Source organism: Gordonia sp. NPDC003425, from assembly GCF_053588635.1.
Genome location: NZ_JBSFQI010000041.1, coordinates 1 through 1,620 on the forward strand (window position 1 = coordinate 1; position 1,620 = coordinate 1,620).

A 1,620-nucleotide genomic window follows, 5' to 3' on the forward strand; every position below is an offset into this window, starting at 1 on the left:
ACCTGACTTGGCTCAATTTTCGCCATTTCGGCGATCGCGGGGCTGTGACCTGGGGTGATGAATGCCGGGGTGGACACTAACGGTGGGGGTTTTAGGCTGCTGGGGTGGCGTTTGTGCGGACGGTGAAGACCAAGTCGGGAGCGACGGCGGTCCAGATCGTGCACTCCAACCGTCGCGGGTCGCGCCAGATCGAGCACATCGGCTCAGCTCATACCGATGCGGAGCTGGCGGCGTTGAAGGCCGCGGCCGCTGATCGGTTGGCTGCCGGGCAGCAGCAACTCGACCTCGGGCTGGTTTCCGCGTCCGGAGCAGGACCCTTGCCGATCACCAGTTCCCGGATGGCGGTGTTGCTGGATGCGATCACCGCGGTGTACGACGAACTCGGATTCTCCTCGATCCCGAACTCTGACAGCGTATTCCGTGATCTGGTGGCCGCGAGGATCATCGAACCGACCAGCAAACTCGACTCCCTGCGGGTACTGGCCGAAGCCGGTGTCGCCCCGGCCTCGTACGCAACGGTGAAACGACGTTTACCCATCTACGCTGACACGTCCTGGCGTCAGGAACTGGCGAAAGCATGTGCCGCGCAAGCGAATCTGGGACCCGCCACACTGTGTTTGTACGATGTCACCACGCTGTACTTCGAGACCGACAAAGCGGACGGGTTCCGCGAACCCGGGTTCTCCAAGGAGCGCCGCCTCGAACCACAGGTCACTGTCGGTTTGCTCACCGACGCAACAGGATTCCCGTTGATGATGGAAGCATTCGCCGGGAACAAAGCTGAGACGTTGACGATGATGCCGACCCTGACCGCGTTCATCGCCGCCCACAAGCTGACCGATGTGACGGTGGTGGCCGATGCCGGGATGATCTCCGCGGCGAACATGAAGGCCATCGAGGATGCCGGGTTGTCGTTCATCCTGGGTGAGAAGATCCCCAGAATCCCCTACCAGATTCAGAAGTGGCACAAGAACAATCCGAACTCCACTCCCGAGGACGGGCTGACCTTGACCCAGCCACTGCCGGCGAATTCCAAGACCAGTTACCTCCGTCACCGGGTCGTCTACTACCGCTACAGCGCCGGCCGAGCGCGACGCAGCATCCGCGGTATCAACGAGCAGATCGCCAAAGCCGAGAAGGCGGTCGAGGGCAAGATCCCGGTCAAACGCAACCGGTTCGTCAAGCTCAAAGGCGGGGACCGGACCGTCAACCGAGAGTTGGAAACCAAGGCCCGCACCCTGGCCGGCTGGAAGGCCTATGCCACCAACATCGACTCTCCGACACCCGAATTCGTAATCGGCTCCTACCACCAGCTGTGGCGGATCGAGAAGAGCTTCCGGATGTCGAAGTCCGATCTGGCCGCACGCCCGATCTTCCATCACCTCGAGGACTCCATCCGGGCACACTTGGCCGTGGTGTTCGCCGCGCTGGCCATCACCAGAATCATCGAAACCCGCACCGGCTGGTCGATCAAGAAGTTCGTCACCACCGCCCGCCGCTACCGCACCGTCACCATCCAAGCCGGCGAACAGACCCTCACCGCCGCCGATCCACTACCCGACGGCCTCCGCGAAGCGATCATCGCGATCCGAGGTGGACACTAAATTGAGCCAAGTCAGG

Annotated in this window: 1 protein-coding gene; it reads left to right on the forward strand. The window is 62.1% G+C overall.

Annotation, left to right across the window (positions count from 1 at the left end):
• The first annotated feature begins 104 nt into the window (after positions 1-104).
• A complete protein-coding gene (locus ACWDTD_RS20480) occupies positions 105-1,604 on the forward strand; it encodes an IS1634 family transposase (protein WP_449748948.1) in 1,500 nt (499 codons plus the stop codon).
• Positions 1,605-1,620: the final 16 nt, after the last annotated feature.